We start from the raw sequence: 351 nt of genomic DNA, 5'->3' as shown, positions 1-351 counted from the left end.
GCAGCACAGCGTGTACTGGGCCTGGCCCGGCGCGATCCGGTTCAGGTCGTTGGTCAGGCAGCTGTTCACGAACTCCTCGGCGCCGGCGCCGGTGACCCGAACCTTGCCGAGGTGGCTCACGTCGAACACCCCCACCGCGGTGCGTACCGCCCGGTGCTCGGCGACCACGCCGGAGTACTGCAGCGGCATCAGCCAGCCGCCGAACTCGGAGAACTTGGCGCCCAGGGCGACGTGGCGATCGTGCAGCGGCGAGTGGAGAGGTTCGGTCACGCGTCACAGCCTAATGGCGGTGCGCTACAGCGAGCGCCGCAGGATCCCGGCGAAGTCGTCGGCACTCACCGGGACGGGGTT

At 69.8% G+C, this 351-nt stretch carries 1 pseudogene; it reads right to left on the bottom strand.

Annotated features, from left to right (window positions below):
• A pseudogene (locus BN358_RS23495) lies at window positions 1–270 on the bottom strand (glycine cleavage system protein T); the annotation flags it as partial.
• Window positions 271–351 lie beyond the last annotated feature (81 nt).

It is taken from the genome of Sedimentibacter sp. B4 (genome assembly GCF_000309315.1).
GTDB lineage: Bacteria > Bacillota > Clostridia > Tissierellales > Sedimentibacteraceae > Sedimentibacter > Sedimentibacter saalensis.
This window is presented reverse-complemented; position numbering and strand designations above follow the sequence as displayed.